The sequence below is a fragment of the Aeromonas sp. 600724 genome (assembly GCF_049175135.1).
Taxonomy (GTDB): domain Bacteria; phylum Pseudomonadota; class Gammaproteobacteria; order Enterobacterales; family Aeromonadaceae; genus Aeromonas; species Aeromonas veronii_A.
The window spans coordinates 89,984-115,135 of sequence record NZ_JAAKUM010000002.1; the positions used below are offsets into that span (position 1 = coordinate 89,984).

Consider the following 25,152-nt stretch of genomic DNA (forward strand, 5'->3'; position numbering starts at 1 on the left):
AGTTTACCCCAAGCCTCATGTTAAAACAGATTGATTGCTCATGTTAAAACAGATTGATTTATTCACAGATGGCTCCTGCCTAGGCAACCCGGGCCCGGGTGGCTATGGCGCAGTCATGGTTTATGGCAAACACCGCAAGGAAATTTCAGCCGGCTTCAAGCTGACCACCAATAACAGGATGGAGCTGATGGCTGCCATCATGGGGCTTCGAACCCTCAACGAGCCCTGCAAGGTTCGCCTCACCACCGATAGCCAATATGTGCGCCAGGGGATCACCCAGTGGATCATCGGCTGGAAAAAGAAGGGGTGGATGACCGCCAATCGTCAACCGGTCAAGAACGTCGATCTCTGGAAGGAGTTGGATGCAGAAGTGGGTCGCCACCAGATTGAGTGGCTCTGGGTAAAGGGCCACTCCGGCCATCCGGAGAACGAACGGTGCGACGAGTTGGCCAGAGATGCCGCCTGCGGCAAGGATCTGGCCGAGGATACCGGTTACCAGCCCTGACGGGCCATGCCCGGTGTAGCGAGGGACTTTGGCAGTTGCCAGCGCCGCCGCACCGGGATCAGTGGAAAACGCCGTTTACGGGCAGCAATCACGTATACCGACGCAAACGCCTTGCAATAATCCCGCCCGATACTCTCCCGCCACCAGCTGTGCCAGCTCTGTTTACCCATAAACGAGTAACCGAAACGCTCGTCAAACATCACTTCACACCCCAATAGATGCAGCCAGTCCGTCACCCGCCCAGGGGTAAACATCCGAGCAGACCAGGGCAGCTTGCGCCGTAAAAAAGGGATACAGTGGCCAACCCCCACCAGACTCACCGGATTGTAACCACTGATGATCAGCCAGCCATCATCGGTCAGCACCCTTTCGGCTTCACGCAATACCTGATGGGGATCGGCGGAGAAATCGAGGCAGTGAGCCAGCAGACAGGCATCGACGCTGCCGGTTCGCACCGGCAGCTCGAGGGGATCGCCATACATGTCGAGCAGCCGCCCGCCGGGGGCGACCCCGATCTGGTGACGAATGGAGGAGCGTTTACAGGAGAGTTCAGCGCTCAGGGCTCCTACCTTGAGCAAGTGATATCCGAACAAGTTGGGGCACCAGCTGTCGAGCCGCTCCTGAATTTCGGCCGCCACCCAGTCACCCATAGGCAGCGCTGACCAACTGGTCGGGATCTCGATTTGTTGTTCGGTACGTGCCACCTGCATAATAGGGTTCAACTCGGGGTTTCGAACGCCATCCTGTTATATAAGATACCCTCCCTAAAGAGAAGCAGACTCATGTATCCAGTGATCACAGTTCCAGCCTTTAATGACAACTACATCTGGTTGATCCGCCACGAAAATCACTGTCTGGTGGTCGATCCGGGCGATGCCGCACCCGTGCTGGAGCGGCTCGAGGCATTGGGGCTGGTGCTCGATGCCATCCTGCTGACCCATCACCATCACGACCATGTCGGGGGCGTCACCGACCTGCTTGCCCACTTCCCCCACGCCCGGCTCTATGGCCCCAAACTTGACCCTATGCCGGATCATCATGGCCAGTGGCTCGAAGATGGTGATCAGATCAACTGGCACGGCCTCGCCCTCGAGGTAATCCATGTGCCCGGGCACACCCGTGGCCATATCGCTTACTATGGTAACGGCATGCTCTTTTGTGGCGATACCCTCTTCTCGGCCGGTTGTGGCCGCCTGTTTGAAGGGACGCCGGAACAGATGTACCACTCGTTACAGCGCCTTGCCGCCCTGCCCGACGAGACCCTGATCTACTGCGCCCATGAGTACACACTCTCCAACCTGCGCTTTGCCTATGCAGTTGAACCGGACAATCCGGCGATCCGTGATCAGATCGGACTGATCAGCAAACTGCGGCAACAAGGGCTGCCAAGCCTGCCCACCCGGCTGGAGGATGAACGCAAGTTTAATGTTTTTCTGCGCTGCGAGCTCGATTCAGTGAAATTTTCTGCTGAAAAGCACGGGCTAAAATGCGTGGAAAATCCGGTAGATACCTTCACCATCTTGCGTCAGTGGAAGGACGTTTTTTGAACAAACCTTGATCAGGGGGCCATTGCCCCTTATGATGCGGGCTGTTTTTCCCAAAAATGACCGGAACGAGATGAAGGTACGAACGGCCTTATTGGCAGCGCTGTTGCTCAGCGGCTGCCAAAACCTGAGCCATCAGGATGACCGGGCGCTAACGGCAATCGAGCCGATCAAGTCCCACCAGGTCAAGAAAAAAGCGCATAAAAAACACTCTTCCCATTTCCTGTTTGGCGATGAACAACTGGATGAAATGGAAGAGACGGACAATCTGTGGGTGCGTATCAGCGATGATATGCAACTGGAAACTCCGGACAACCCGCGCATCCGCCAGCAACGTGAGTGGCTGTTGCGCAATGATAAGCATCTGGCGACCATTGCCAGCCGGGCTGAACCCTACCTCTATCTGATGGTAGAGGAGATTGAACGGCGTGAGCTGCCAATGGAGCTTATTACTGTCCCGATGATCGAGAGCATGTTTGATCCTCATGCCCGATCCCGCAGCAATGCCGTCGGACTCTGGCAGTTTGTGCCAGCGACAGGCAGAAACTTCGGTCTGCGCCACGACAACTGGTATGATGGACGGCGCGATGTGCTGGCCTCCACCAATGCGGCGCTCGACTATCTGGAATACCTGAACCGCTTCTTTGACGGTGACTGGCTGCAAACGCTGGCCGCCTACAATGCCGGTGAAGGCCGGGTGCGCAACGCCATCCAGCGTAATCAGCGCGCAGGCAAGCCGACCGACTACTGGTCGCTCGATCTGCCGCGCGAAACCCGGATGTATGTGCCCAAGATCCTCGCCATGGCTGACATGATCAGCAATGCGGACAAGTACAATATCCAGTTGCCGGTGCTCGCCAACGAGCCGAAGCTGCGTGTGGTTGAGACTGGCAGCCAGATCGATCTGAATGTGGCCGCCCAACTGGCAGGTCTGCGCACGTCACAGCTCAAGGAGGTCAATCCAGCCCTGAGCCGTGGCGTGATGTCGCCCCGTGGCCCTTACCGCCTGCTGGTACCGGTGGAGTATGCCGATACCCTGGAGCTGGCACTAGCTGATCTGCCCAAGAGCGAGCGTATTCGTACCCGCTCCTATCAGGTCACCAGTGGCGATACTCTGTCGCGCATCGCCCAGAATCACGGCGTCAGCGTGAGCGAGCTGAAGCTGGCCAACAATCTGCGCAGCAACAACCTGCGTCGCGGTCAACAACTGGTGATCCCGACCCATGGCCAGGTCAGCAGCAAGGCCAGCTCCGCCAGCAAACCGCAGCAGCTGGCAAGCCGTGGCAGCAGCCAGAAGGCCAAGGTCAGTTACAAGGTGCGCTCGGGTGACAACCTGTGGAGCATCAGCCAGGCGCACGGTGTCTCCCACGAAGAGCTCGCCAAGTGGAATGGTCTGAATGCCAAGTCGGCGCTCAAGCCAGGCATGAAGCTGGTGGTCTATCCCAAGCAAGGGAAGAAGAGCGACAAATCGATGGTGTATCAGGTTCGTCGTGGCGACTCCATCTCCTCCATCGCGGCTCGCTTCCAGGTGGCCATCAACGATGTGATGCGCTGGAACCAGCTGGATAAAGGGGATTACCTCAAGCCCGGTCAGGAGCTGACTCTGTTTGTGAAGAACAACACCTAAGCCTCACCGCTTGAACCCGATAAAAAACGGGGCTAGTCATCTGACTGGCCCCGTTTTTTATTACTGCGGCTAACCGCTGCTGTGTCTGAGCCGCCGACTAAAACAATGGCTTGGCGCCACCTGCGGATGCATCACCGCTCTGCAGGCAAAACTATCACCGCTATTCCCAGAGCCTTGTCGGCACCACCATCAGCACGGTGCGCTGACCGATCGCCACGTTGGCATTGGGGAAGACCACAGCCTCACGCGGCTTCTCGACCGTGTAGCGCAGCTCACCATCCTCGGCCAACACGAACCCTTGCGGAAATTCGGTGAAGTTGTCCACATCGCTGGCGAATAGAAAGCGAAACTGCTCCGATTTTTTGGTGATCACCCGATCGATGGCAAACAGGGTGAAATCGTCCGCCCGCCACGGCTCCAGTGCCACTTCATCCTGAGTGACCAGCTCCTGCAGTGCCTGCCGGGTTTCGATAAAGCGGGTCATATCGTTCTCACCAAATGGCCGTACCTTGCCCAGCTCCACCGTAAAGGCATGGGCCCCATGCTGGCGGGAGCTGTAGTAGCTGAAGGTCGTGGTCGGGCTGGCGGAGAGCAGAATGGTGCGCACCCCGCAGGCGCCGAGGAACTGCACCTGCTCGCGGCAGTGGGGCCGCTCGTGGGGAAAGGGGTAGACGGCGAACTTCTCGTGGCGCGAACCGCGAATGGCGGTGTGCAGATCGTAGTGGTAACGGGGACGAGCCGGATCGGCAAAGAAGCGGCTAACATACTGCTCGAGGCGCATGGCACGGATCCGCTCCCGATTGCAGAGCCCCTCCCCCTTGCTGTGGGCGCCAGAGAAGAGCCGGTTCATGTTCTCCTCCACTTCTCGCAGCCCCAGATTCATCGCCGCCGGATTGCCAAACAGGAACAGCACCCGATGGCGGGCGCTCAGCTCGCCTGAGAGCAGACGGCTCAGCAGCTGGTTGCAGATCTCGATGGGGGCAGTCTCGTTGCCGTGGATACCGCAGGAGAGGACGATATCCTTGCGTCCTCCCGGCTGGCCGTCCGCGCCACTGGCAGCCTCCAGACAGAGCACGCCCGTATCCCAGACGCTGACCCACGCACCATCGGGCAGGGCAAATTCAAAGGGATCGAGCTGCCACTCATGGCTGCGGGTCATGGCCAAAAAATCGTGCTGGGGAATCATCCGTCTCACCCTCTTGCGCTGGAACACTATGGCCGGATTATACGCAAGGCATCACGGCTTAAAATCGTTTTTTAAACAAATTCAAACATTAACGATACAAGTGTGATAACAATCGAACGATGACAGCAATGACGGTAGCGATATGGAATAAAGAGGATAGGAAAAAAGATCAACGTAAAGCGGGGGGAGATAAAACAGACAATAACAGACCTGGCAGTTGGTCGCCACAGGGGCAGAACAGCAAACGACTCAGCAGAAAAACAAGGCATCCATGCCCGGCTGATCAACCACGCCAGAACGGCTTGGTGGTCTCTTGATAACGGTCAGCTTCGTTCAGGCCGATGTCTTTGAGCAGGTACTCGGGCAGTTCGGAGAGCTGGCGACGGCTGCGGCTGCGCTCCAGCCAGGTCAGAACGGTCATTTTAACGCGAGCAACCAGATTCAATTGGCTGGAATGCTGGTAACCGGTTTCGGTATAAGTCATGTTGGCCATGATGTGGCTCCTCTGAATATTTGTTTACGCACTGGGCTTTATTTGATGCGCAAAGCTTAGTCAGGGAGTCAGACCGACTCAATTGACGAATTTTGATACGTTACATTAGTAAATCTAATGTCTAAAAACGGCAGGATTTAATTTTAATCCTTTGATTTTAAACAAATAATTATTTTTACGGTTGGCCAGCAGAGTCGCACAGCATATTGTGCTGCATGGCACCCATCTATATATGCATTTTACTGCTTTACATATGCAGGGATGGACAGGGTGTGAACAGCTGGCAACAGCGGAGTTACACGTGATTGTTAATTTAATGATCTTGTGGCGATCTTTATTTAACACCCTGAAACATAAATAAAACCATCACCACATCCCCATTCAGAGGCGCACATTGCCCCCTCCTCAAAGTGCCTCTTGGCACTCCAACCGCATGCTGGTATGTTTATTTATACAGTAGTTTTGCTACCCGCAGCGATGTCATACCTGATGTCGTCAACAGCGGGTCAGACCACAGGATCATCGATGGATACCTTTACCCCGACCGCCGCCCTGCGTCAACAGATGGCCGCCATTGAAGCCTCTCTCAACCAGCTGGCCGATCTGCTTGGCCAACTCGATCTGCAGGAGGCTCATGTCTATCCTCTCCCCCCGGTTGCACAGGGGGAAGAACACGACCCGATCGAGCAAATTGAGGTGGGCTATCTCAACGGTGAAGCCGCGCTGGCGGCCACCCTCGCCGCTTATCGGGACCACAGCGCCCGCCCCGGCTGCTCCACCAAGGCGACTCATCGGCTGCCCGGCTGGTTGCGCTTTCCTGCCGCCGCAGCCCCCTTGCTGCAACCGCTGATCGACCAAATAAACCAGCACAAGCTCGATTTCAAGGCGCTGGTGCAGCAGGCGGGGGGAAGGGACGAAAAGTTCGAGCTGGTACATACCGCCCTGCCCGGCGTGATCACCCTGCAGGTCTACCGCAAACTGACCCTGTTGGCAGGTGAGCTGCAATCCCTTGGCTTTACCTGGGCTGACAAGCAGACTATCAATCGCCTCAGTCGCGAACAGGTGCTGGAGATGCTGGAGCGCAGCCGCCGCTATATACCGGCCCTCTCCAACAACGAGGAGTGGAGCAAGATGGTGGATCAGGAGGTGTACGACATTCGCCGTCTGCCCGCCGATGCCGAGCTGCGGATCCGACGCCCGGTCAAGACCCACCCGATGATCAACCTGCTCTGGCTGGAGCGCACCCCGCGCAAGCAGCAGATCAAGGCGAGCCTGCCTCTGCTGCTCTGCTCGGATACCCCGCCTGCAGTCACCCATCTGGGCAACTATCCCCCCAAGAGCCGGCAGGCGCGGCGAGATCGCAAGATTGGCGGCGAGCCCATCATCGAGCGGCTGCACCTCTATCTCTATCAGGGATAGCTGGATAAGGGATAACCGGGCCGCCTTGCCGCGATAAACAACGAATTCCGCATCTGCATCCCAAATAAGAAAGGGGAGAACATCTCTGGATGTTCTCCCCTTTTCTGTATCGATAGCCGATATGAAAGGCGGCGTCGCCAATCAGCCCATCAGCAGGGCCCGCAGGCTCTCCACATCCAGCCCGCGCACCTCGGACTGGCCGCTCAGCAGGCCATCGGCCAGCGCCCGCTTCTCGTCGTGCAGAGCGACGATCTTCTCCTCCACCGTCTGCTCGCACACCAGCCGGTACACGGTCACCGGCTGGGTCTGGCCCATCCGGTGCGCCCGATCGCTCGCCTGATCTTCCACCGCCGGGTTCCACCAGGGATCGAGGTGCAGCACGGTATCGGCCTGGGTGAGGTTGAGGCCGGTCCCCCCCGCCTTAAGGCTGATGAGGAACAGCGGTACCTCCTCATGACGAAAACGCAGGATGGAGTCCTGACGGGACTTGGCGGAGCAGCCCCCATCCAGATAGCAGTAGTCCCAAGACTTCTGCTCGATGCGGGTCCGCAACAGACTCAGCAGATCGACGAACTGGCTGAACACCAGCACCCGATGACCGCCGTCGATCGCCTCTTCCAGCAGGGCCATCGCCTCGTCCAGCTTGCTGCTGGTTTGCGACCACTCGGGCATCACCAGCTCCGGCGAGCAGCAGAGGCGGCGCAGTCGGGTCAGGCCACTCAGCACATGCATCAGGGCGCGGCCATCGGCGCTTTGCACCTGCTGCACCACTTCCCGCCGGGTCGCCTCGTAGAGCTGGCGCTCTTCGGGGGAGAGGCTGATGTGGTGGATGATCTCGGTCTTGTCCGGCAGCTCGGTCAGCACCTGCTGCTTGAGACGACGCAGGATAAAGGGGCTGATCACCGCCCGCAGCAGCGCCATGTGCTGGGGATCCTTGACCGCCTTGCCAAAGCGACGCTTGAACTCGCCAAGGCTGCCGAGCAGCCCCGGGTTGATAAAGGTGAAGAGGCTCCACAACTCCCCCAGATGGTTCTCGATGGGCGTGCCGGAGAGGGCGAGGCGAAAATCCCCTTCCAGCTGGAACAACAACTTGGCGCGCTGGGTACCGGCGTTTTTGATCTGTTGTGCCTCATCGAGCACCATGGAGGGCCAGCGACGCCCCTTGAGCGCCTCCGCCAGACTGCCGAGCATACCGTAGTTGATGATGATCACCTGCCCCGCTTTGGCATCGCGAATAATGCGCTCGCGCTCGGCGGGATTGTCAAAGATCACCACCTCCAGCTCGGGGGCGAAACGGGCGACCTCCTCCTGCCAGTTGGTGACTACCGACTTGGGCACCACTACCAGCGCAGGGCCAAGGTGCTGGCGCATCCGCAGCACGATAAGCGCCTGCAACGTCTTGCCAAGCCCCATGTCATCGGCCAGACAGGCGCCAAAACCGTGATGGGCCAGGGTCGCCATCCAGCGCACCCCCTCCTTCTGGTAATCCCGCAGCGCGGTGAGCAGCTCCGGCGGGCAGGATACCTCCTGCTGCCACTCCTGCTGCAGAGATTGCCATGCCGCATCCCCCTCGGTGGTGATGACCGAGAGCAGACGGGTCAGCGGATAGGCCAGCTTGTGGTTGATCCGCTGCTCGTCGTCGAGCATGGCCCCCAGCATGGTGAGCCGCTCCACCAGCTTGTCGCTCAGCATCAGGCTGGTCTTTTCGTCGAGCTGGACGGTGCGCTGACCCGGGGTCAGCTGACGCAGGATCAGGCGCAAATCGAGGATCTGGTGCTCATCGAGGGCCAGCGCCCCTTCGACCTGGAACCAGTCCTGCCGCCGCTCGATGCGCAGGCTCAGTGCCGCTTCATCCAGGCTCTTGAGGCGGGCGCTGTCCTGATGCCAGTGAATGACCACACCGGCATCCACCAGCTCCGGCAGGGCATTGACCAATGCCAGTGCCTGCTCTCCTTCAAGGCGCCACTCGCTGCCGGGCAGATCGATGGGAAGCTGATTGCGCAGCAGTTGGGCCTGCCCCTTCTCGGCCGCGAGATCCCGCTGCCAGTAGTGGTACGCCTTGATCCCCTGCCGCACGATCGCCTCCCCCTTGCCAAGGGGCTGGGGCGGCAGATCCTCAAAGCGGGTCACCAGCTTGACCGCCAGCTGGCTATCCTGCCAATCGAGCTGCACCGAAGGAATGCCCGGCCAGGGGGCCAGTTCGGCATTGCCGTGCAATCCCTCAACCTGGCTGTGCCAAGGCAGATCGGCGATCCCGTCCAGAGTGCGCTGCAACTCGCTCATCCCCTCGGCGGGCAGCAGCGGGATGGATTCGAGCGCTGGCAAGCGGTCGAGCAGCGGCTGCGGGGTGAGGATGAGCTGCCACAGATCCTGCGCCAGCGGCATGATATGGGCCCCGCGGGCGGCTGCATCTGGGATCAGCAAGGCACTCATCCCCTCTTCGGTCGCGATAATCTGCAGCAGCGGCGCCGTGATGGCGAGCTGCAGCTTCTGCCCCTTGGCGTTGAACAGGCGGGGGTGATCGGCCAGCGGCGCCCAGACATCCCGGGGCAAGCGTCCCATCACCCGCGGCAGGGTGCGCACCACTGCCCAGTCGTGCTCATCGAGCAGCGCCGCATACTGGGTGGAGAGCAGGGTGGGATCGACCCGGCGGCCCGCCGTCCACTCCCCCTTGGTGCTGAGTTTCTGGATCTTGCACTCCAGCTCGGGGCCATCGGCGTGAAGCAGCCACACCAGCCGCTCCTGCGGCTTGCGCACACCGCTGGCACGTCCCAGCCCCTGCAGCCAGTTGAGCCAGCTGGCGGAGGCTGCCCCCTTCTCCTCGCCGCCTTCCTCTTCTGACTCTTCGTCTTCGGCCTCGCTGTTGCGCAGCTGGCAGAGTGGCGCCCCTTTGGCCCCCTCTCCCAGCAGCAGGCGCAGCAGATCCTGACAAAACGCCATCAGCCGATGATGGGGTTCGGCGTCAAGCAGGTGGGAGAGATCCCACTTGTGCAGCATGGCCACCTGCGCGCTCTGGGCGCCGTGACGGGCCAGCGCGCAGAGATCGAGCCAGAGATAGCCCCAGTGCAGCTCCTCCACCGGCAGTTGCAGGGTATCGAACAGCCCGACCGCCTGCCCATGCCGCTCACCGGCCCACTGGCTGAGCAGATCGGCCAGCAGCGGAAATTGTCCGCCAAGGCTGCGCTGCCACTTCTTGCGCTGCTCGCTGGCAATGACGGGGTCTGCCTGCTGCAACCAGCCGAGCCAGAGCAAAGCACTGAAGGCACGCGGCCACTGCCCCTCATGACCCTCGGCCTGCCACTGGCCCAGAGCCGTGAGCAGCCGCTCACCCAGCGGGCCACACTCCCCCTGCGAGGCAACCGCCTGCAGGGCAGGCCACAACAGGCTGGAATCGGTGCTTTCGCCATCCCCACAGAGCCAGCGCCACTCCGCCTCAAACGCCTTACCTTGCGCCTGCACCTCGGGGGCACAGCGCACTAGCGCATTGGCCAGCGGCCAGCGCTCTTCATAAGGGGCATCGAGCAGCAGCTGCAGCGAGAAGTGCTCCAGCAACAGTTGCTGCCAGGCGGGGCTGGAACCCGCCAGCAGCAGATGGGCATCTGCGGTATCGAGCAGTGTGAGCAGATCACCGGGAGAGAAGAAAGCCGGGATCTCGCCCGCCTTGCCCCTGCAAAGCTCGCGCACCAGCCCGTGCACCAGATCCTGGCCGGTCACCGAGGAGACCCGGCTCCAGTCAGGGGCAGCACAAAGCCCAGCCCGCACTCCCAGGATCAGCGCCAGCGTCCCCTCTGCAGTCAGGCTCCACTGCTGCTCCCCGCGCAATCTGACAAGGCCGGCGTCATGGAGCCGGGTCAGGTGGCTGGCGAGCTCATGGCCCGCCCCCAGCGTATCTTGTAACAGACGGGTACTGGCGACACGCTGCAGTTGCAAGGCACTGAGCAGCAGATAACTATCCGGGGAGAGGGTGGAGGCAGACATCAAGACTCACGGGCAGATGCAAAAGCGGAATTTTAACGGTAAAGCGTCAGCCACTCGACCCTTTACCGTGAAATAACTCAAAAAAAAACGGCCATCCGTGATGACCGTCGAAAGTAACGAAGGAAATAGCCGGATCATCCGGTTACCTCCCACAGCGGGAAAATCGGGAGCGCTAGCCCCTAATTCGTGGGGCCAATGCTAGAGGTTGACGTATTAAAAAGCTTTGAAGCGGATCACAATTGAAAAGGATTTCTGAAAACGCTTTCAATATTTGACGACCAAAAGAGATGATTTTGCGCCAAATGAACCATCTTCAGCCTGGCCTTTCTCTCGTCTCGGCATGGATCCCCATATCCCAATGTCCATTCAGTACTCGACGGGTTCTCTTTACACTGACTGCATGCGCGGAACATCACTGACTGTTGGTAGCTGAGCGATTGCCCTTGTCCGGAGCATTGGCAGACTGATCTGGCCAGCACGCTCGGTTCTCGGCAAGTTACGAGGGCTGCGTGGCAACTCACCGGTTGCAAGAAACAGGGTTCCATCCGACCGGCTTGCCCGGGCTGTCATTGATCGATAGGATGTGCCCCATTCCAAGAGGGCAGGAGCAACATGATTTTGCGACAACGCGTGGCGACAAGACTCCTGCTGCTGGTCTGCATTCTGCTGCTCAATTGTGCACTCCAGCCGCTGACCAGGCTGGCTCAGCTGGAGATAGCCGCTGGCTGCCATATGCTGACCGTCCCATCCTCCGCCATCGATGTCGATGAGGATGGCCGCGCCGCAACGCCGCAACCCGGCAGTTGCCAGCTCAACGGCAAGTGGCTCAGTGCCGCCAGCGTGCAATGCGCCGAACAGCTCTTCTTTGCCATCGCATTCCTGATCGCCCTGCTGGCACCACTATCCCGTTGCTCGCCCCCCCTCCCCCCACCCAGAAATATCTCCCCGCCAGAACGGCGGCTTCATCTCACCCTTTGTGTCTGGCGAGAATGAGTCAGTCGCGGCTTAAACAACCCTGACTTTCATTTTCAAGAGACAACACCATGTCAAACATCTTCAAGACTGCCCTCTTGCTGGGCAGCCTGCTGTGGCAATCCATCGGATTGGCCAGCGATACCGGCTGGCTCACCAGCCCCCGCAACGATCACGCACAAATCCGGCTGCAAGCAGATAGCCGGGATCCGGCACAGCCCCGGGTGCTGCTCAGTCTGGCACTCGAGTCCGGCTGGAAAACCTATTGGCAAAACCCGGGTGAAGGGGGAATTGCCCCTGAAATTCTCTGGGATGATCCCAAACTCACTCAACAATGGCACTGGCCAGTGCCAGAGCGATTCGCGGTCAGCGGCATGTCGACCCAGGGGTATCAGCAGGCCGTAACCTTTCCCATCAGCCTTGGCCATGGCAACCGCAAGGCGCTGACCGGCACGTTACGCCTTTCAACCTGCAGTAACGTCTGCATCCTGACCGACTACCCTTTTGCCCTTGCTCTGGATGGTACGGCACCGGACGGATTCGACCTTGCCTATGCACAGGCGATGAGCAAGCTGCCTCAAGCCATGCCCAAGAGCGTCAACCTCCAGGCCGGCTACCAGCAAAACCGGCTACAGCTGAGCGCTAAGCAGCAAGAGGGGTGGCGGGCTCCGCAGATTTTCCTCCAGCAGCTGGAGGGGGTCGAGTTTGGCGAGCCCAGCCTGGAGGTGCAGGGCAATACCCTGATTGCCCGCATTCCGGTCAGCGATGGCTGGCAAGGGGATGCACCGGATATCCGTCATCAGCAACTGGGCGTGGTACTGGTCAACGGTGACGAAGCCTGGCAGAGCCAGGTCACCATAGGTGATCCCCTGCCACTACCCGCTGGTGGCCACTCGCTGCGCTGGATCCTGGGGGCAGCACTGCTTGGGGGGCTTATTCTCAACCTGATGCCCTGTGTGTTGCCGGTGCTGGCCCTCAAGCTGGGATCAGTACTGCAACTGGAGACCCGTGAGCGTCGCCCGGTTCGCTTGCAGTTCCTGGCGGCAAGCGCAGGTATCCTGGTCTCCTTTTGGACGCTGGCACTGATGAGCACCCTGCTGCGCGCCACCCAAGGGGCCGTCGGCTGGGGTATCCAGTTCCAGAGCGTCTGGTTTATCGGCTTCATGGTCGTGGTGACCTTGCTGTTCTGTGCCAACCTGCTGGGGCTGTTCGAGATCAGGTTATCCAGCAATGTCAACACCCGCCTGGCAACCGCGGGTGGCAACGGCATGGCCGGTCACTTTCTGCAGGGCTGCTTTGCCACTCTGCTTGCAACCCCCTGCTCCGCCCCTTTCCTTGGTACCGCAGTCGCCTTTGCGCTCGGGGCACCATCCGGTCAACTCTGGCTTGTCTTTACCGCACTGGGGATTGGCATGAGCCTGCCATGGCTGCTCATCGCCGCCCTGCCCCGTCTCGCGCTCTGGCTGCCAAAACCGGGACGCTGGATGGGGCGCCTGCGCATCCTGCTCGGCCTGATGATGCTGGGCTCCAGCTTCTGGCTGCTCAGCCTGCTTGGCAACCATATCGGCCATAACGGGGTGGTGATCCTGATGACTCTGATACTGGCAGCCCTGCTGCTGGCGGTCGTATGGCGCCACGGTATTCGCGGTGTAACCCTGGGGCTGGCGCTGGGCTGCTTGCTGGCCGCAGCCCTGCTGCTCGGCGGCGCCTTCACCATGGAGGGCAAACCACCACAGGATACCGTCAACTGGCAGCCACTCTCGGAGCAGGCCATCCAGGACGCCCTGGCACAACACAAGCGGGTCTTCGTCGATGTGACCGCCGACTGGTGCATCACCTGCAAAGCCAACAAATTCAACGTGCTGCTGCGCGATGATGTGCAACGAGCCCTGAGTGCCCCCGATGTGGTGGCCTTGCGCGGGGATTGGAGCCGCCCCTCCGACAGCATCGCCGGCTTCTTGCGCCAACGCGGCAGTGTGGCCATTCCTTTCAACCAAATCTATGGCCCCGGGCTACCGGGTGGCGAGATCCTCTCTCCCCTGCTGGACCGTGCAACTCTGCTGGCCACTCTGGAGCACGCTGCGAACGCCCCTGTTCAAGGAGAAACAAGATGAGATATATCCTGCTCATACAGACCCTGCCGGGAGAGCGGGGCATACCCGCAGCGCAAGGGGGAAATTATCGGCAATCGGCTGATCTCCCTCATGTAGCGCTCGGGCGCAACGTCAAAAACGCACTGGTCATCAAGGGGCAGTCATGACAGCAACATCATCCCGGATCCTCCGTCTGCGCCGCTGGAGCAAGGAAGCCCTCTGGCTGCTGCTGTTGGCGGTGATTATCTCGACAGCGCTGGACCTCTGGCGCAGTCCGGCGCTGCCAGAGGAAAGCCCGCTGCCTCAACTGCTGCTGCAAGATGGCACTCTGGCCGACCTGCAGACAATGAGTCGGGACAGACCACTGCTGATCTATTACTGGGCCAGCTGGTGCGCAGTCTGCCGTGTTACCACACCGACAGTGGAGCAGCTATGGCGAGACGGCGAAAACGTGCTGACAGTGGCGCTGCGCTCCGGCGACCAAGCCAGGTTGCAGCAGGGGATGGCCAGGAAGGGGCTGACCTTCCCGACCCACAATGATGAGCATGGCGACCTTGCCGCCCGCTGGCAGGTGAGCGTCACCCCCAGCTTCCTCATCATCAAGCAGGGTAAAGTGGTGAGCTCCACCACTGGCTGGAGCTCGGGCCCGGGACTGAAACTGCGGTTGGCCTGGGCCAGCCTCGGCTAACTCGGCCCGCCAGGGAGCACTATTGCGGCCCCTCTTCCCGCTGAAGAGGGGCTTTATCGACAGCCATCCGATGCCTATTTATCAGTGATGGGTGGCCCCCTCGCGGGTTAATGGCTCAAATCGGAAGTGGTAATCCATCGGCGATCGCGTGGACGGTGAACCGTGATGGATACCATTCATGGGTTGACGCTGAACAAGGCAAAGCCCAGCAAGCGGGAGATAATATGTCCAAAACCAGATAGGGATCCCGGTCATAGAAGATCAGCAACCGAGTTTAATGTTCCCGACAAACCTTGAGCTTCACGGCGTTCACTACGCATAAAAACCACGGGGGCCTGATGGCCCCCGCAAACACACCGGATGAGAAAAACGCCTTACTTGGCGGCGCTATCCTTCACACACTTCTGGACAAAGCTGTTCTTGGCTGCGCCAGCCAGCTTTTTGTCGGCTGCCGCCTTCTCGCACTTGGCCGCCGGATCCACCGCCGCGCCCGTCTTCACGCACTTCTGGATAAAGCTGTTCTTGGCCGCACCGGCCAGCTTCTTGTCGGCGGCCGCCTTCTCGCACTCGCCGGTCGCAGCGCCAGCGGCATCTTTCACGCACTTGCCGACAAAGCTGGTCTTGGCGGCGCCGTTAAGCTTTTTGGCCGCAGCCTGCGCCTCGCACTGTAACTGGGCTGCGTCGTTGGCAAAGACCGGGTTGGCCAGCAGCACGCTGCCGCAGAGCAGGCCGAACAGGATGGTACGCTTCATGGATGATCTCCTCTCTATCTGGTGATGTGTTTGCATGGTCATATTTGCATGACGGTATGTTGCAAATAGCGGTTGCAACAGCTGATTGTTGCCGCAGATCCCCCGCCTCGCCAGCTTGGGAGCGGAGCAGAGGGCAACCATCGCCCGCACTATAGCGCCGATTGGCTGAGCGGGATTGTCCCCAGCCAACCTTTCCTCAGCGGCAAGCCAGCCACCCTCTTCCCCACCACGCCTACCAACCCCAATAAAATCAAGGGCCATGGGAATCCAGTTCCCGGTCAGGGCGATTTGTTGAGCCAGCGCAAAAAATCAGTCATTACTGACACTTACGTCACTTTTTGACTGGTGCGGCCAGATTCGATTGGCTTAGCATAGCCATCTGGTGCCTATTCATCTGTGGTGGGCTACTGCCCTCGCTGGTTAATGGAGCATTTTGGAAGCTTTAATCCACGGGTAGTACCGTGGTCTTTGCACAGTAATTAATGCAATTCGTAGGTTGGTGCTGAGCACAGCCCAACATACGTAATGGATAAAACACGCCTTGTTTAGGAGGATGTTGCATCATCAATTTTTTCATAGCACCTGTTTTATTTCAGGGGATTAATTCCTCTTTAGCTCGACAGGCTAATTCCCACCATTAACAGTCACGTAACTTATGAACATATTAAATAGAAAAGATAAAAACGATGATGAGTATTATTTTTTAAACGAACTAAAACTAATCCCTGGTGATATAATCCTTGAACGCGGGCTAGGTATTCACTCAAAGTTAATCATGGAAAAAACACAGGGTAGTTTTTCTCATGCAATGATATATGTAGGGGGTACCCTCATTGAAGCTACCGTACAAGGAGGCGTCTACAGTCGAGTCCCAAATAGAATTGTAGTGCCTAATGAAAATTATCTACGAGTTCTCCGCCCAAAAGCATACTTAGATGATGAATCTAAAAAGAATTTATGTACATATGCCAGAAATATGTGTGGGAGCGCATATAGCATCCGAGAAGCATTGATTGTTACGAATGACAATAAACCTCAATATTCTCTGACACGAGGTCAATTTTGTTCTCGATTGGTTGCGCAGGCGTATGCATCTATTGGTATAAACTTATCCTCAAACATAGATTTCTGCTCACCTGCCGATATAGAAAAAAGCTCTTTTTTAGAGGAGATTACAGGCCTTATCTATAAAGGCACAAAGGAGCAAGCTGACTTTGCTTATGAGAACAGCACCCATGAACAACATCAAAAAAGAGCGGTGAAATGGGTTAGAAAATCTAAAAAAATCCTCTCAAAAGAAAAAATTAAAACAGTTTTTGATCAAAAATCAAATAAAAATAGCGACATAGCCACAATCAATGATATATTAATGGCTGTTTATCAAAATAAAGCAAATAGAACTATAGATGAACAAATAGCAGCCGCCATGATATCTACGGGTTATAATCTTGGGCCATTTGATGATATCGAAAGGAACCCTTATAGATATTCAATTCCAAAATTCCATTCTGTTTATAACGACATACCATTAGACGAACGTGAGTTCAATTTAAATAAAGAATATACCAGAGAGAAACATGAGCTTAAACACAGACCTCATAATTATTTTGCCTCATATAATAATCTAAAGGATAACTTGAATAGTCCAACATTCAAAGTTTGCTTTGAAATAGACCTAAACATGATAAAAGCACTCAATGAAAGACTAAAGGTTTTGATTGAGTACTGCATCTGTGCGAGTGTAAAACTACCAATGACATCCGATGAAATGATCATGATTCAGTCACTTGATCGTGTCATACAGTGTGGATACAACCTTCTTTCACAAACTCCACCATTTTCGTGAAAAAATCTGGAATACCCATTTTTCTGAGCCAGCAATTACTTGGCTGGCTCAAGTTTAATCCCCACCTCAGTCGAAAAAACCGTACGGGTCCATTCCATTATTCCGAATAGTATGTCATTGCGTTCGTGAAGCTTTTACATGTGACATGGAGTACGCATCATGCGCTGAAGCCCTTTCACTTCAAGCTTTGTCACCAGATAGCACAAATGCCTGACACCACAGAGCGTCCGGCAAGATATTTCTCTATTAAGATCAGTCACTTAGCAGCTAACGTGAGGGGTAACCCAGATAGTTATCCGCCTTATTGCACAGCAGACCGAACGTGAATCAACTTTACCCATACAATAATCCCCCGCTAACGGGGGATTTTTATTTCTATCGGTTATCTCAGCTCAGCAGCTTAACCCACCAAAAACGCCCTTAACCGGGCAAACTCTGCTGGCAGGTTATGAGAGAGCAGCGGCAGCTCGGCGTGCTTGGCCAGCGGGCCGGGCAGCGGTACATCGAGATTGAGGATCTCGTCCACCGACTCCTTGAACTTGGCGGGATGAGCGGTGCAGAGGAACACCCCTACCTCGTCCTCGGCCAGCTGTTCACCCAGCAGATCCCAGGCAATGGCGCCGTGGGGCTCGCACAGGTAATCCAGCTGATGCAGCCGTTTCAACGCATCGCGGGTCTGGGCGTCGTCACGCATGCCGGAGCCTAAGGTCTCCAGCGCCCAGCCCTTGCGACGGCAGAGCTCTTCTACTCGCGGCCAGTTGTTGGGGCGGCTGACATCCATGGCGTTCGACAGGGTGGCCACTGTCTGGTGCGGCTCCCACTGACCGGTTTTCAGATAGCGCGGCACGGTATCGTTGGCGTTGGTGGCGGCGATAAAGCGCTTCACCGGCAGCCCCAGCGCCTTGGCGATAAGGCCCGCAGTGAGGTTGCCAAAGTTGCCGGACGGCACGCTGATCACCGCCTTGGCGCGGTCGGCTTTCGGCAGCTGGGCTACAGCTTCGAAGTAGTAGCAAACCTGTGCCAGCAGGCGGCTGATATTGATGGAGTTGGCGGAGTTCAGACCAATGGCCTTTTTCAGCGCCTCGTCGTCAAAGGCCTGTTTTACCAGCGCCTGACAGGCATCGAAGTCGCCGTCGATGGCGATGGTGCGGATATTGCCGCCGAGGGTGCAGAAGAGCTTCTCCTGCAAGGGGCTGATCTTGCCCTTCGGGTAGAGGATCACCACCTCGATCCCCTCCAGCCCGTAGAAGGCGTGGGCCACGGCGGCGCCGGTGTCGCCGGAGGTGGCGGTAAGGATAGTAATTTTGTCGTTGGTTCTAAAGGCCGCGAGACACTGGGCCATAAAGCGGCCGCCGAAATCCTTGAATGCCAGGGTCGGGCCGTGGAACAGCTCGAGGGCATAAGTGCCGTCTTTGAGTTTCACCAGCGGCGCCGGGAAGGTGAAGGCGGCGTTGACAAGCTCGCTCACCTTGGCGGCGGGGACTTCGTCCCCCAGCAGGTGGCTCAGGATGCGGGCAGAGCGTTCGGCCAGCGGCAGATCGAGCAGGGCATCCACATCGGCGAGCGGTTCGAGTTGTTCGGGGAAGAAGAGCCCCTGTTCGCGACCCAAGCCCTGACGCACCGCCTGCGCAAAGCTCACCTGTTCGCTGTTGTCCTTGATGTTGTAGAGATTCATAGCTCGCTTCCTGTTACCCGTGCCCCGGCCATGTCCAGTTTGCAGACCCGGGCAAATCCATCTTCGTTCTGCACGAAATGTGCTTCCATCCAATCTTTCATTCGCTCGGCCTGGGCCAGATCCTTCATCACCACAAACACGGTGGGACCGGAGCCGGAGATGCCAGTGGCGAGCGCCCCGTTCTGGGCCGCCTGCGCCCGCACCTCGGCAAAGCCTTCAATCAGCGCCGCGCGGTAGGGCTCGGCAATCACGTCTTTCAAGACGCTCGCGGCCAGCCCCTCCTGCCCGGTGTAGCTGGCGTGGACAAAGGCAGCCAGACGGCGGCCATAGGTGAGGCAATCCTGACGGCGATATTGGGCCGGCAGAATGGCGCGGGCGGCAGCGGTCGAAACCACGGTACCCGGGTAGCAGACCACCCAGTACCACTGATCGAACACCGGAATACCCTGACTGATAACGCCGTGCTCTTCCAGCACCAGCTGCATGCCGCCAAGATAACAGGGGGCGACGTTGTCGTAATGAACGGAGCCGGAGATCTTGCCTTCCATCTCCCCCATCAGCAGCAGCATGTCGTGCTCATTGAGCGGCGCGCCGTGAAAGGCGTTGAGCCCTTCAAGGGCCGCCACCACGCTGCAGGCGCTGGAACCCAGACCCGAGCCGACCGGCAGGTTCTTCTCCAGCACCATTTCGAGCGGCTTGAGTTTCAGGCCGCGCTTTTCCAGCGCCTCGCCATAGGCCACCCAGCAGTCATGGAGGATATTCTTTTTCGGATCGTCCGGTAGCTTGTGGGCGTAGCGGCCCACGGATGAGAGGGCAAAAGGCACGTCAGCCGCTTTTACCTGCACCCGATCGCCCAAGAGGGAGCCATCCACGGGGGCGAGCGCCGCCCCCAGTACATCGAATCCCACGCTCAGGTTGGCGCTGGAGGCGGGTGCATAGGCGACTACGCTGCCGCCTTCAGTCATATAAGAGGGGTACATGTCTGAACTCATGCTTACAACTCCTGCTTCCAGTTCTGGGTGCGCAGCACGTCGGCAAAGACGCCCGCCGCAGTCACTTCGGTACCGGCGCCATAGCCGCGCAGCACCAGCGGGATCGGCTGGTAGTAGGTGGAGAAGAAGGCGAGCGCGTTCTCCCCCTCTTTGACCTTGAACAGCGGCTCGTCGCCACCGACCGCCTTGATGGCGACCTTGCACTTGCCACCTTCAATGGAGCCTACATAGCGCAGCACCTTGCCTTCACGCTGGGCGGCGGCGAACTGGTCGCGGAACCAGCCGTCGGCTTCGGGCAGACGGGCCATAAAGGCTTCTACATCGCCGCTCACATCAAAGCCGGGTGGCAGCGCCTGCTCCACCTCGACATCGGAGAGCTCCAGCGCCATGCCGGCTTCGCGAGCCAGAATGAGCAGCTTGCGCGCCACATCCATGCCGTTGAGATCGTCGCGGGGATCCGGCTCGGTAAAGCCGTTGCTGCGAGCAATCTTGGTGGCTTCAGAGAACGCCATCCCTTCATCCAGCTTGCCGAAGATAAAGGAGAGTGAACCGGACAGAATGCCGTCGAAGGCGCGCAGCTTGTCACCGGCCTTGATAAGGTTCTGCAGGTTCTCGATAACCGGCAGACCGGCGCCGACGTTGGTTTCATAGAGGAACTTGCGGCGAGTCTGGCGAGCGGTGCGGCGCAGCGCCTTGTAGTAATCGAGCGAGCCGGTGTTGGCCTTCTTGTTCGGGGTAACCACATGGAAACCGGCGGCCAAGAAGTCGGCATACTGGACGGCCACCGCCTCGGAGGAGGTGCAGTCGACGATCACCGGGTTGATGATGTGGCTATCTTCCACCAGCTTTTTCACCCCTTCCAGCGAGAAGCTGTCGCGGGCTTCCACCAGCTGTTCGCGCCAGTTGGCGAGGTTGAGGCCATCCTTGTTGACCGCCATCTGGCGGCTGTTGGCGATGCCGACCACGCGAAGGCCAGTGCCCTGCTCGGCCAGTACCGGCTGCTGGCGGGCGATCTGATCCACCAGCGCGGCGCCGACGCCACCGACCCCGACCACAAAGAGATCGATAAACTGCTGGCTGCCAAAGAAGTTCTGGTGACACGCCTTGATCGCTTCCGCCACCTTGCGATCCCGCACCACCGCCGAGATGGAGCGCTCGCTCGACCCCTGCGCAATGGCGACGATATTGATGGAGGCTTGCGCCAGCGAGGTGAAGAAGCGGGCCGCCATCCCCTTGCTGGTGCGCATGCCGTCACCGATCAGGGAGATGATCGCCAGATCGCTGATGATATCCAACGGCTCCAGCAGCTGGTTTTTGAATTCGAGCTCGAACTCGCGCTCCAGCACCTTGCGGGTCTTCTCACTGTCGTAGCTGTGGATACAGAAGCTGACGCTGTACTCGGAAGAGGACTGGGTGATCAGCACGATACTGACCCCGGCGCGGGAGACGGCGGAGAAGATGCGACCGGCCATGCCGACCATCCCCTTCATGCCGGGGCCAGAGACGTTGAACATGCACATGCCGGAGAGATCCGAGATGGCCTTCACTTTCAGGTCATCGTCGCCGCTCTCGGGGCCGATCAGGGTGCCCGGCCCCTGCGGGTTGAAGCTGTTCTTGATGAGGCAGGGAATATGGAACTGGGCCACCGGCGCGATGGTTTTCGGGTGCAGCACCTTGGCGCCGAAGTAGGAGAGCTCCATCGCCTCCTTGTAGGAGAGGGTTTTCAGCAGGTAGGCATCCGGCACCAGACGGGGATCGCAGCTGTAGCAACCCTCGACGTCAGTCCAGATCTCGCAGCACTCGGCATCGACACAGGCAGCCAGCACGGCTGCCGAGTAATCAGATCCGTTGCGGCCCAGCAGCACGGTTTCACCCTTGTCGCTGCCACCGGTAAAGCCCGGCATCAGGTAGAGGCAATCGCTACGCAGCCCCTTGGCGGCAAAACGCAGGCGGGAGGCTTCAATATCGACATGAGCTTCCAGATAACCGCCGTCGGTCACCAGCAGCTCTTCCGGTACGATCAGCTCCAGATCCAGACCTCGCACCCGCAGCAGCTCGTGCATAAAGGCGATGGAGAGGTTCTCGCCACGGCTCAGAATGCGCGCCTGCACGTTGTCCGGGCAGAGGCCCAGCAGACGGATGCCCTGCATCAGCCGCTCCACCTGATCCAGTTCGCTGGTGAGACGGGCCAGCAGCGCCTTGTCATCGAGCGCCGGATAGGCCGCCTTCAACCCGGCCAGCAGGCGGGAGAAGATGCCGTTGACTTCAAACAGGGTGGAACTGGCATCCATGCCGCGGCTGGTCTGCTCCACCAGCGCCACCAGATGATTGGTCACCTTGGCAGGTGCAGAGAGCACCAGGGCTACCTGAGATTGGCCGTGGGTGTTGACCGCGATATCGGCCACCCGTAAAAAACGCTCTGCATCGGCCAGTGAAGACCCGCCAAATTTCAACACTCTCATCGCTTTCTCTCCCTGTAAATCTATGAAATTCAATCTAAAAACCAATCCAACAAAAAGGCCCGTACTGGGTGGGTACGGGCCTTTTCTGATTTCTGTGCTTGTTCGTCAGCGCATCAACCGGCCCCAGTGCCACCTGTGGTGGTACCGGTAATAATGGTGGTGGTGATGACGTTGGTGAATAACTGCATGACGAACACTCGTTGACGAAGCTGGCTTTTAGCAATACCGCGGCGGGCGATGGGCTGTCAACTTAAACCTCTTTGCCAAGTTTGCGCGCAAGGTCTTTGCAGAGCAGGTGGAGCATGTTCAAATCCCGCTGCGGCAGCATGGGCACCCGGTCCATCACCCATTGATGCAGTTTTTCATCCTGCGAAACTCCGAGTTCACCCAGCAATTCTGCTGTTTTGCTTTTCAGCACCCGAACCTGCCCGGCGTTATCAAAATTTTCTGCTACCGCAGAGGCGCCGTCGGCGTTCAGCTCATCCATCAGCTGGCTCATCTCGTAGGCGTAGAGCATGATCGCCTGCCCCAGATTAAGGGAGGGGTAGCTCACCTTGAGGGGCAGATAGCTGATGAGATCGACCTCGGCCAGCTGCTCGTTGGAGAGCCCCGACTCTTCGCAGCCAAAGACGATGGCCACCTTGTTGAGTGAAGGCTTGCTGCGGATCTGCTCGCGGATCTCCCCCGGGGTGAGGTAGTGCTGGTAGCGACCGCGCTCACGGGCGGTGGTGGCGATCACCAGATCCATGTCCGCCAGCGCCTCGGGCAAAGTCTCGAACGCTTCGGCCTGAGTCAGGATCTCCTGGGCGCCGTGGGCCACCCAGCTCGCCTCCTCCTCTTCGTGTACCCGGCTCGCCACCAGTCGCATGGCATCGAATCCCATGGTTTTCATGGCGCGGGCCGCCGCCCCCACGTTCGCAGGACGGGCAGGTGCCACCAGGACAAAATAGAGCTTCATCGGGTTTCCTCACAGGCCGGACGGCCTCTCAAACAGACAGCAAACAGTCGCTAAACCATCACCAAAACAGGGGCGCAATCTACCGTTTATCCCCGAAAATTGCCACTTGAACAGACGTTTGAATGTTGCGATAGTGGCCAGACGTGTGAACAAATTACACCCAATCCTTCGCGCTATCGGCCCGACAGATCACAAGGAAGAGAGAGATGCAGCAGCCATTGGAACAGGCCGTCGCCGAGACTATCTTGCAACGCTTCGAGTCGTTTTACAGCCGGTTTCTCGAGATAACCCAGGGCAGCAAGAGCCGCTTCGAGAACAGTGACTGGCTGGGGGTGCAGCTCGCCGGGCGCGAGCGTATTCGCCTCTATGACCACCATGTGGGGGCTACCGCCAGCTCCATCCGCCAGATGATGGGGGAGCACCACGCCACCCAGGAGCTGCTCAAACGGGTCAAAAGTGCCTTCAGCGATCTGCTGCCCCGTTGTGACAACTTCGAGGTGGCGGAGTCCTTCTTCAACTCCGTCTATCGCCGGATCTTTCGCCATCGCAATATCCGTGACGAGAACCTCTATATCCACCCCTTTGTCAGCCGTGGCGAAAAACCGGACCTGAGCGCCCTGCTGCGGATCTATCGCACCGATCTCGCCCACTTGCCGCAGACCTTGAGCCAGCTTTTGGGGGATTACAGCTTCACCCTCCCCTACGAGGACAAGCAGCGGGATATTGTCGACATCCACCGCCATCTTGCGGAGAACGGCCCGCAAATACTCCATGATGAGCCGTTTGCCATCGAGCTGCTCAAAGAGGTGTTCTACCGCAACAAGGGGGCCTATCTGGTGGGGCTGATCCGGGTAAAAGATCAGGTCTTCCCCTTTATCCTGCCCCTGCTCAGCACTGGCCACAGCATCTATGTGGACACCGTCATCTTCGAGCCGGATCTCGCCTCCATCGTGTTTGGTTTCGCCCGCGCCTACTTTATGGTCTATGCCCGCGAACCGGCGCTGTTTGTCGCCTTCCTGCGCCAGATCATGCCCCACAAGCCCGATTACGAGATCTACAACGCCATCGGCTGCCAGAAGCATGGCAAGACCGAGCTCTATCGCCACTACCGCCACCATCTGGCCCAGAGTCGGGATCAGTTCATCATCGCTCCCGGCATCAAGGGGATGGTGATGAGCGTGTTCACCCTCCCCTCCTACGATGTGGTGTTCAAGGTGATAAAAGACGAGTTCACGCCCCCCAAGGATGTGAGCCACGAGCAGGTGAAGGCAAAATACCGGCTGGTTAAACAGCACGATCGGGTGGGTCGGATGGCCGATACCCAGGAGTTCACCAACTTCGAGTTTCCGCTGGACCGCATCTCGCCGGAGCTCCTTGCCGAGCTCAAGACGGTGGCGCCCTCGGCCCTCACCATCAGCGACGACAAGCTGGTGATCAAGCATCTCTATACCGAACGCAAGATGATCCCGCTCAACCTCTATCTGGACAAGGCGGACGAGCAGCAAACCCGCCTCGCGCTGGAGGAGTACGGCAACGCCATCAAGCAGCTGGCGGCGGCCAACATCTTCCCGGGGGACATGCTGTTCAAGAACTTCGGCGTCACCCGTCACGGCCGGGTGGTCTTCTACGACTACGACGAGATCTGCTACATGACGGAGTGCAACTTCCGCCAGATCCCGCCGCCGCGCTACCCCGAGGATGAGTGGAGCGCCGAACCCTGGTATTCGGTGGCCCCCAACGACATCTTCCCCGAGGAGTTCGCCACCTTCCTGCTGCAAAAGCCGCAGGTGCGCGAGATCATGTTGCAGCTGCACAAGGAGATGTTCGACGCCAACTACTGGAAGATGCTGCAGAGCAATATCAAGGTGGGGGTGTTCGAGGATGTCTATCCCTACCGGCGCAAGAAGCGCTTCAAGTACCAGCGCGGCGGCTGAGTCCGCCGAGCCCGCGCACATCGCAGCA

At 58.5% G+C, this 25,152-nt stretch carries 18 protein-coding genes; 9 read left to right on the forward strand and 9 right to left on the reverse strand.

Annotated elements, in window-relative coordinates; genetic code table 11:
- Positions 1 to 40: 40 nt before the first annotated feature.
- Positions 41 to 505 carry a ribonuclease HI gene (gene rnhA / locus G5168_RS02610; protein WP_227342319.1) on the forward strand — a complete coding sequence of 155 codons (465 nt, stop codon included), beginning with the start codon at positions 41 to 43 and terminating at the stop codon, positions 503 to 505.
- On the opposite strand, the gene G5168_RS02615 is transcribed toward rnhA, so the two are convergent.
- The gene (locus tag G5168_RS02615; protein ID WP_227342318.1) at positions 493 to 1,215 is read right to left on the reverse strand and encodes a methyltransferase domain-containing protein; all 723 of its coding nucleotides are present in this window, start codon (positions 1,213 to 1,215) and stop codon (positions 493 to 495) included. The genes rnhA and G5168_RS02615 overlap by 13 nt on opposite strands.
- A 72-nt stretch (positions 1,216 to 1,287) precedes the next feature.
- Here G5168_RS02615 and gloB point away from each other — a divergent pair, with 72 nt between their 5' ends.
- Complete coding sequence (gene gloB, locus G5168_RS02620) at positions 1,288 to 2,052, forward strand: hydroxyacylglutathione hydrolase (protein WP_227342316.1); 765 nt, start codon at positions 1,288 to 1,290, stop codon at positions 2,050 to 2,052.
- A gap of 70 nt (positions 2,053 to 2,122) precedes the next feature.
- Complete coding sequence (locus G5168_RS02625) at positions 2,123 to 3,676, forward strand: LysM peptidoglycan-binding domain-containing protein (RefSeq protein WP_421251801.1); 1,554 nt, start codon at positions 2,123 to 2,125, stop codon at positions 3,674 to 3,676.
- A 160-nt stretch (positions 3,677 to 3,836) separates the two neighbouring features.
- Here G5168_RS02625 and astE read toward each other — a convergent pair whose 3' ends face one another.
- Together astE and G5168_RS02635 are read right to left on the reverse strand one after the other, a co-directional pair.
- Positions 3,837 to 4,862: a succinylglutamate desuccinylase gene (gene astE, locus G5168_RS02630; RefSeq protein ID WP_421251802.1), complete on the reverse strand. Its 1,026-nt coding sequence runs from the start codon at positions 4,860 to 4,862 to the stop codon at positions 3,837 to 3,839.
- A gap of 283 nt (positions 4,863 to 5,145) precedes the next feature.
- A complete protein-coding gene (locus G5168_RS02635; protein WP_005337823.1) occupies positions 5,146 to 5,355 on the reverse strand; it encodes a DUF1127 domain-containing protein in 210 nt (69 codons plus the stop codon).
- Positions 5,356 to 5,880: 525 nt separating this feature from the next.
- Between G5168_RS02635 and G5168_RS02640 the strand changes: the two genes are divergently transcribed.
- On the forward strand, positions 5,881 to 6,774 hold the full coding sequence (locus tag G5168_RS02640; protein WP_042057948.1) for a DNA replication terminus site-binding protein: 894 nt from the start codon (positions 5,881 to 5,883) through the stop codon (positions 6,772 to 6,774).
- Positions 6,775 to 6,915: 141 nt separating this feature from the next.
- Here G5168_RS02640 and G5168_RS02645 read toward each other — a convergent pair whose 3' ends face one another.
- Positions 6,916 to 10,752: an SNF2-related protein gene (locus tag G5168_RS02645; protein WP_421251803.1), complete on the reverse strand. Its 3,837-nt coding sequence runs from the start codon at positions 10,750 to 10,752 to the stop codon at positions 6,916 to 6,918.
- A 612-nt stretch (positions 10,753 to 11,364) separates the two neighbouring features.
- Between G5168_RS02645 and G5168_RS02650 the strand changes: the two genes are divergently transcribed.
- The 3 genes from G5168_RS02650 (at position 11,365) to G5168_RS02660 (ending at position 14,505) form a co-directional block, all read left to right on the forward strand.
- Positions 11,365 to 11,745 (forward strand): hypothetical protein, encoded by a 381-nt coding sequence (locus tag G5168_RS02650; RefSeq protein ID WP_421251804.1) that lies wholly within the window; start codon positions 11,365 to 11,367, stop codon positions 11,743 to 11,745.
- A gap of 50 nt (positions 11,746 to 11,795) precedes the next feature.
- Positions 11,796 to 13,838, forward strand: a complete 2,043-nt coding sequence (locus tag G5168_RS02655; protein WP_421251805.1) for a protein-disulfide reductase DsbD family protein — start codon at positions 11,796 to 11,798, stop codon at positions 13,836 to 13,838.
- Positions 13,839 to 13,980: 142 nt separating this feature from the next.
- Complete coding sequence (locus tag G5168_RS02660) at positions 13,981 to 14,505, forward strand: protein disulfide oxidoreductase (protein ID WP_216978388.1); 525 nt, start codon at positions 13,981 to 13,983, stop codon at positions 14,503 to 14,505.
- A gap of 374 nt (positions 14,506 to 14,879) precedes the next feature.
- Here G5168_RS02660 and G5168_RS02665 read toward each other — a convergent pair whose 3' ends face one another.
- Positions 14,880 to 15,257, reverse strand: a complete 378-nt coding sequence (locus tag G5168_RS02665) for a hypothetical protein (RefSeq protein ID WP_005338113.1) — start codon at positions 15,255 to 15,257, stop codon at positions 14,880 to 14,882.
- A gap of 655 nt (positions 15,258 to 15,912) precedes the next feature.
- Here G5168_RS02665 and G5168_RS02670 point away from each other — a divergent pair.
- Positions 15,913 to 17,103, forward strand: a complete 1,191-nt coding sequence (locus tag G5168_RS02670; protein WP_421251806.1) for a hypothetical protein — start codon at positions 15,913 to 15,915, stop codon at positions 17,101 to 17,103.
- A 400-nt stretch (positions 17,104 to 17,503) separates the two neighbouring features.
- Here the strand turns inward: G5168_RS02670 and thrC are convergent, their stop codons facing one another.
- The 4 genes from thrC to G5168_RS02690 all read right to left on the reverse strand — a co-directional run bounded on the left by thrC (position 17,504) and on the right by G5168_RS02690 (position 23,190).
- Positions 17,504 to 18,778, reverse strand: coding sequence for a threonine synthase (gene thrC / locus G5168_RS02675; protein WP_335830243.1), 1,275 nt, complete (start codon positions 18,776 to 18,778; stop codon positions 17,504 to 17,506).
- A complete protein-coding gene (gene thrB / locus G5168_RS02680; protein WP_204380002.1) occupies positions 18,775 to 19,770 on the reverse strand; it encodes a homoserine kinase in 996 nt (331 codons plus the stop codon). Before thrB ends, thrC begins: the two co-directional genes overlap by 4 nt.
- A 2-nt stretch (positions 19,771 to 19,772) precedes the next feature.
- On the reverse strand, positions 19,773 to 22,232 hold the full coding sequence (thrA, locus tag G5168_RS02685; RefSeq protein WP_421251807.1) for a bifunctional aspartate kinase/homoserine dehydrogenase I: 2,460 nt from the start codon (positions 22,230 to 22,232) through the stop codon (positions 19,773 to 19,775).
- 250 nt (positions 22,233 to 22,482) lie between these two features.
- Positions 22,483 to 23,190 carry a tRNA/rRNA methyltransferase gene (locus tag G5168_RS02690; RefSeq protein ID WP_421251808.1) on the reverse strand — a complete coding sequence of 236 codons (708 nt, stop codon included), beginning with the start codon at positions 23,188 to 23,190 and terminating at the stop codon, positions 22,483 to 22,485.
- Between the two features lie 206 nt (positions 23,191 to 23,396).
- Here G5168_RS02690 and aceK point away from each other — a divergent pair, with 206 nt between their 5' ends.
- Positions 23,397 to 25,124 (forward strand): bifunctional isocitrate dehydrogenase kinase/phosphatase, encoded by a 1,728-nt coding sequence (gene aceK, locus G5168_RS02695; RefSeq protein ID WP_101531469.1) that lies wholly within the window; start codon positions 23,397 to 23,399, stop codon positions 25,122 to 25,124.
- Positions 25,125 to 25,152: the final 28 nt, after the last annotated feature.